We start from the raw sequence: 7,000 nt of genomic DNA on the forward strand, positions 1-7,000 counted from the left end.
ACCAAACTTAGACAGTTTGGACTTCGTTTTCTCCACGACTTTGTTCATCTGACAGCATCTTTTTATCATAAGCTTTTACAAATGGATAATAGATAATAAATGCTATCAATGTGTTGATCATGATCAAGATAACAACACGCCAGTCATTTCCTGCTGAAAGATAACCGCCGATTGGAGCTGGTAATGTCCATGTTGGCAAAACAGTAAATCTATTGACCATTTCTAATTTGACTGCAAAATAACTGATAATAGTCAAAACTAAAGGAACTAAGTTGAACGGGATGAACATGTAAGGATTCAACATCATAGGAGCTCCAAAAATCATGGGCTCATTGATATTGAAGATACCAGGAATAATAGAAAAACGACCAACCTCTTTCAAGAATTTTGATTTACAGAAGAATATAAACAAAACAGATACCACGATCGTTGCTCCTGCACCACCAATTGTTACCGTCCATTGATAAAACTGTTCAGGAGCGATATAGGGTAATTGGGTGGCAGCTGTACCATCTGCCAATGCCTTTGCATTCTCATCCAACATGATCAGCCACATTGGACGAACAACAGCCCCTACAATACTCATGCCATGGATACCAAATGACCACAACAAATGGATCAAAAACATTGGTAGTAAAACACCAAGCAAATTATTCCCTAAAATATTGGTTAAAGGCTCGAATAACGATAATAAGGCAGCGTTTACATCAAAGCCCGCGACGCTTCGAATCAGCCAAGTAATTGTTAAAATGACTGCACCTGGAATCAATGCCTCAAAACTACGGGCAACAGCAGGTGGCACTTGTTCTGGCATTTTGATAGTAATATTTCGATTTTTAAAGAAACGATATACTTCCACTGCAAAAATCATAGATAAGATCCCCGCAAACATCCCAGATGCTCCCAAAGAACTCATAGGTAAGACCCAGCCAAGAGGTGCCTCTTCAGGAGTTAAAACGTTTACAGGAACTTGTAACATAAAGAACGTTCCTAAAGATAATATACCACCTGTCACACTATCTAATCCATATGATTTAGCTAGATCCGAACCCATAACAAAAGTTGCATAAATAGCCATCAATCCCATCGTCATCCTAAAGGGTAAAACAATCGTTGCCGAATAAGGGGCAATAAATTCATTCCATCCAGGAAACGGTAAATTGATAAAGACCATAAAAAATGTCCCAATCAAAATCAATGACAATGTTGAAACAACCCCATTACGAATTGCTAATAAATGACGCTGTGTACCAATTTTTGCCATTGGTGGGACAAGTTTCTCTTCGACCCATTTCATCAGCTTTTCCACTAAAACCACTCCTTTTCAATAAAATATGAACCATTCATTGCATGACAACGCAAAGAATGTTCATAACTAATTATATAATTAAGAAATTTTATTTCAATATATTCTCTTAAATAATCAAATTTATTTTTAAGAATCCTGAAAATAAGTTTTCTAAATCATAGGAGCAACAAAAAAATTCGATAATTAACAAAAATCAAAATGATTAAATCTAGTGATTGAAACATATCATTTCAAAAAAATTTTGTAAATTCACCCATAAATATCACCCTATTTAACTTTTTTCATCGTACACTAAAATTCAAAACAACTATCTTTAATCTTTACTTCTTGGTTTTGTTTTAATAAATTTCCTTCAAAAATGCCTGGAGAAACTACAATGATCACCGTATCTTTTTGTGCTTGCTCCAACTTCTTCAAATCTATAATAGCTAACAGTGTCCCTTCTTTTACCTCCTGGTTACTTTCAACCCGTATCTGAAACGGACTTCCTTCGAGTTCAACCGTATCTAAACCCATATGGATCAGTATTTTTCTGCCAGATTCACTTTCGATCGTTATGGCATGTCGGGTAGGAAATATATTATCGATTATTCCTTTAACTGGCGCATGGATATATCCATCATGATTCGTTATAGCGTATCCAACTCCTATCATTTTTGAAGAAAAGACCTCGTCTTTTACTGCTGTTAATGGAATAATTTGACCACTAGCTACAGCTTTTAGAATGTTTCTTGTTTTAAAGAAATGCACTTTTTATCACCTCTACTTTAATGCTGGCCAATATTTTTTGTTTACTTTGATCATTTCATCTAGTATTTTTTTGCGACTCTGGCATTTGGTACGGTTTGATTCAATGTAAATGCTTGTAAAGCTTTTTGATAAGAACCTTCAAAGTAAGCATCTACTAGTAACTTCTCTGCTGCAACTTGTGCCTCCATCAATCCTTTATGAAAATCACTGATTGGTTTTCTTAGTGTAATTGGCTCCACACCAGTTGCACCAACATATGCCGGTATTTCAACAACTGCATCTGACCGTAGATTCGGAATCGCCCCTTGATTAGGAACGATTAGCATAAAGCGACGACGATCATCATTCAACAAGGAAATAGCTATATCGACGATATATTGTCCATGCTCCCCAAAATTAAAGTTCAATACTTCTTCCACAATACCGCGGCGTATTTTATCAGCCATTTCTTTGGTATTTTTCTCTCGTCCATCCATGACCATATTAGCACGTGTATACTCTTTGTCAGTATGCTCAACGACCATATCAGGATATAAGTAATACTCTAAGTAATTATTCGGGATATTACTTGGAAAATTTTTCGTGATGACTGACATCATTTGAAATGTTTTTTGCCAAGTTTTGTCTCCCATATTAAAATCGGCGACTTGCATTTCTTTTGTTATTAGTTTTTCAATAATCTCTGGCATAATTTCTCGTTGCAATTCTTTATCATAAATCGATGTATACCAGCCAAAGTGGTTTAAACCATAATACGTAACGATCCAATTCTTACGATCATAACCGTAATTCACTGCAATCGTTTCTTCAATTGAAATAGTCATATCACAGGCATTAATCATTTTTACATTCGGATATTTACGACGAACAGCTTCAGAAACGATCGACTCTGGATTTGTATAATTCAAAATCCATGCTTTGGGGGCATAGTCTTGTATATGATCGACAATTTCCAATAAACCTTTGATTGAGCGCATCCCATAAGCAAATCCTCCGAGTCCACACGTTTCTTGTCCTACTAATCCATGTTTAAGTGGAATCTTTTCGTCCTTTTCTCGCATCTCCAATCCTCCAACACGAATTTGTGAGAAAACAAAATCGCATCCTGTAAAAGCAAGCTTTGGATCATCCGTTGCACGAATGCGAATATTTGAAAAACCTTTTCTTTTCAGCATAAATTTAACAATCAAGTACATATCCATATTTCTTTCTTCATCAATATCATATAAACGTATTTCAGATAATGGCAACCGTTTTTCATTGTTCAAAATGGCTTGAACGATTCCTGGTGTATACGTACTCCCGCCTCCAGCTATAGTGATAATCTGTTTTTTCATCATCATCTTTTCCTTTCTATTCTTCTAATAATTTATTGAATTCTGCCATAACATAAGTCACTTCTAAGCCGATGATAATTTGATAATTTTTTTCAGTTGGTTTAATGATCCCGCTTATCCCTAATTGCTTGATTCGCTGTTCCTCGACCATGGTGGGATCCACTACCTCTACCCGTAGGCGTGTATTACAACTATAGACATCCAGGATATTGGCTTTTCCTCCAAACGCTTGTAGCATTTTTGTTGCCATATATTCATAATTTTTACTTGCTAACCCTAACTCTGTTTCTTCTAAGGTTACTTCATTGCCAAACTCTGCCTTAGCTTCACGTCCTAATGTCTGAATGTTTCTCTTATTGATCAAATAATAAAAAGTAACGTAATACAAGGCAAAAAAGAAAATTCCGATTGGAAGAATCAAAATAGCATTGGTAGCGATTCGAAAATTGATGAGATAATCAACAATACATGCTCCGAATGTAAAACCAATTCGTATATTGAATAAGTAACATACAATCCCTGCTAAACCGGCAAAAAGTGCATGGATCACGTACAACATAGGAGAAAGAAACATGAAACTAAATTCAACAGGCTCAGTGATATTTGCAATAAATGAAGTTCCTGCACCGCTTCCCATGATTCCTTTGACCATCTCTTTATTTTCTTTATAAGCTGCTTTATAGATAGCTAGACATATAGCTGGTATACCAAACATCATTACTACAAAAAAACCTGATAAAAACAGTCCAGCCTGAGGATCTCCGTTGATAAAGCGTGTCATCTCTCCTCTGAAAACTTCCTTGCTAGGAGATGTATAGCTTCCTAAATCGTAATAAATATACGTATTCAACACATGGTGCAGTCCAAAGGGGATCAGCAAACGATTCAAAAACATAAATATCCCCACACCTAATGCCCCCATATCAACGAGCAGTTTTGCAAAATTATCAATCCCAATTTGGATGAGCGGCCAGATAAAGCCCAAAAAAACAGCTGCGATTGTTTGTAGAATCATCACCATAGTCAATGGGAATTTTTCGCCCGCAAAATAAGAAAAAACTACTGGTAATTTTTGTTCTTTAAAGCGATTATACGTCCATGCCGCTACTAAACCGGAAATAATTCCACCAAAAATCCCCATATTCACTTCTGGGTCCATAATTTCTAAGCCTTTTTTCAAGGTAGCAATCGCTAAAAAACCAGTAAGTGCAGGTATTCCTTTGTCCTTATTTTTGACAAAACCGATTGCAACTCCTATAGCAAATAAGATATCCAAGTTTCCAAAAACGGCATTTCCAGCTGCACCGATTACTGGGATGTTCAGCATATCATCAGCTGATAAACGCATGATCAATCCCGCTAATGGCATCGCTGCAACTGGAAGTAGCATCGCTCTTCCAAGTTTCTGCACATTTGATTTAACATTCATTTTTATTCCTCCTCTATTAAATATCCTCATATGTTACTAACTCAATCAAAGAATCATTTTTCACTTTTTGAGAAAATGCTGAATGAATTAAAAATTCGACTTGGTGGGTACGAGGATACACAAAACTTGAACCATTTAACAATTCCTGATCCAAATACGCTGCGTGACACATGACTTCGATCGTTTTATCTTCTCTCAATATCATGAGTAAACTTGCCAAATATTCTTCCACACTCGTATTGATTTGTCGTTTTTTTTCATCAGTTTCTCCTACGACATCGAAACAAGGCTCAAAATAATCGACATGACGAACTTCATCTTTTCGTTCAAAGTTGCTCCGAACCGGCAAATCATATTTTTTTGCTAATGTAACAACTACCTCCTGATTTTTATCCAAAGTATGAGTATGATGATGACTGTCTAAATGAGTTGGTATGATCCCCGCATGATAAATTTTTTGAATCTGAGCATTCCATTCCTGATACAGTTGATCTTTGTCAATGTTAAATGGATGCTGATAATAAGATAAGGATCTGAACTCTCCGCTTTCGATAAGAGTATCGACAGTTTTGAGAAGTGGTTTGCCATACGTCAATGTTAAATGGACTCCTACACCTAGCCTAGGCATTTCCTTTCTTAGTTTCACAGCGTGCTCGAAACCCGGCATATTTGCCATCAATGTAGTTGATGTCAAAATTCCTCGCTGATAAGCATCCATAATCCCATAATTCACACCATGGCTATAGCCAAAATCATCCGAATTAAAAATCACTTTTCCCATTTCATTCTCCTTCTTTTTTCTACTAAAATAGGCGCAACCAAATAATCATAGTCCATTTACTATGTGTCATTTGGTTGCGCCTATAGATAGTTACGCCCTTATTTTAATAGATTCGTGCTAGATGAATTGCCAAATAGATGATTTCATTTTCTTGAATGGCAAGTTGAAATGGCTGTTCGATGATATCTTTAATCTTTAGTGCTGTACAATACGCTTTGCTATGTTTAAATGTTTCAGTAAAAAAAACAATATTTTCTACTGGCGTTTCTTCCTGATAAATCAAGCGTTTAACCAGGAATTTGATATGAACCATTAAGCGATGATAAGTCAGTGATTCTTTATCATAAACGTTTGAATAGGATTTTTCTAGATGGGACAAAATCGTGGTCGTCATTTCTACTATTTTTAAGCTCTTTAAACTATTAGGCTCTCCTAGCTCAGCATTAATGATATGCATAGTGATGAATCCTACTTCATTTGACCCTAACTCGGTTTGATATCGATGATTGATTCGCTCGACCACTTCTATTGCTATATCATATTCATTTGGATAAAGGAATCTCATTTCTGGCAACATAATTGCTGTGACATCTCTATCTTCTCTTTTTCGTTGAATAGCAAAATAAATATGATCTGTCAATGTAATATAGATATTTGAATCTAATGGAGAGGAGATCCTAGCTGTTATCAGTTCAATCACTTCTTCCGCAAAATCCATAAATTCGATTGGAATCTGCGAGACTATCTCACTGAATCGTTTGATCTTTTCTTTAGAATCTAATACAAATAATTTGTCAGCATCCTCAACATCAAATGGCTTACTCACTTTAGCAGAAAAGCCAATCCCTTTCCCCATCGCAATTTTTTCTATTCCATCGTCATCGATCAATACAGCATTATGATTCAGCTTTTTCATCACATACACCGTTAATTCACCTCCTCTATATGATAAAACAAAACAACTTGCAGACTCCTTCATACATATTTTTGTCTCCAAACAATTTTTAAAGACAAAAAACGACCTAAGAAAGAACCCTTTCTTAGGTCGTGCCTAATTGAATAGTAGCACCCTACATAATTTACAAAAATAGTTTAACACATAATAAAAGCGTTATCAATATCTTTTTTACTCGTTTTATGATAATACTTGTATCGAATTGATTTGGAGGTAATTACATAAAAACAAAAAAAATATAGCAACTCTCTATAAGAAAGTTGCTATATTGATAATTATACCGGCGGCCGGGGTCGAACCGGCACGTCCTCAACGGACACTGGATTTTGAGTCCAGCGCGTCTGCCAATTCCGCCACGCCGGCAAATTTAAAAATAATAACTGGGGTAGCTGGATTCGAACCAACGCATGAGGGAGTCAAAGTCCCTTGCCTTACCGCT

Annotated in this window: 5 protein-coding genes, 2 tRNA genes and 1 pseudogene (1 of these 8 running past the window's edge); all 8 read right to left on the reverse strand. The window is 36.0% G+C overall.

The features are described 5' to 3' along the window. Positions 1 to 7: 7 nt before the first annotated feature. On the reverse strand, positions 8 to 1,309 hold the full coding sequence (locus RBL01_RS08205) for a PTS sugar transporter subunit IIC (protein ID WP_002318967.1): 1,302 nt from the start codon (positions 1,307 to 1,309) through the stop codon (positions 8 to 10). A 291-nt stretch (positions 1,310 to 1,600) separates the two neighbouring features. Next, complete coding sequence (locus tag RBL01_RS08210) at positions 1,601 to 2,059, reverse strand: PTS glucose transporter subunit IIA (RefSeq protein WP_002288815.1); 459 nt, start codon at positions 2,057 to 2,059, stop codon at positions 1,601 to 1,603. Positions 2,060 to 2,071: 12 nt separating this feature from the next. After that, positions 2,072 to 3,402 (reverse strand): annotated as a pseudogene (locus RBL01_RS08215) (maltose-6'-phosphate glucosidase). Positions 3,403 to 3,412: 10 nt separating this feature from the next. Beyond that, positions 3,413 to 4,855, reverse strand: a complete 1,443-nt coding sequence (locus RBL01_RS08220; protein WP_002321325.1) for a PTS transporter subunit EIIC — start codon at positions 4,853 to 4,855, stop codon at positions 3,413 to 3,415. Next, positions 4,842 to 5,606, reverse strand: coding sequence for a carbohydrate deacetylase (locus tag RBL01_RS08225; protein ID WP_002327139.1), 765 nt, complete (start codon positions 5,604 to 5,606; stop codon positions 4,842 to 4,844). Before RBL01_RS08225 ends, RBL01_RS08220 begins: the two co-directional genes overlap by 14 nt. Before the next feature lie 103 nt (positions 5,607 to 5,709). Continuing rightward, positions 5,710 to 6,585 (reverse strand): PRD domain-containing protein, encoded by an 876-nt coding sequence (locus RBL01_RS08230; RefSeq protein ID WP_025478924.1) that lies wholly within the window; start codon positions 6,583 to 6,585, stop codon positions 5,710 to 5,712. A gap of 254 nt (positions 6,586 to 6,839) precedes the next feature. Beyond that, a tRNA-Leu gene (locus tag RBL01_RS08235) sits at positions 6,840 to 6,924 on the reverse strand. 17 nt (positions 6,925 to 6,941) lie between these two features. Continuing rightward, positions 6,942 to 7,000 (reverse strand) — tRNA-Gln (locus RBL01_RS08240) (it continues 13 nt past the right edge of the window).

This window comes from Enterococcus sp. SB12, from assembly GCF_030910025.2.
GTDB lineage: Bacteria > Bacillota > Bacilli > Lactobacillales > Enterococcaceae > Enterococcus_B > Enterococcus_B faecium.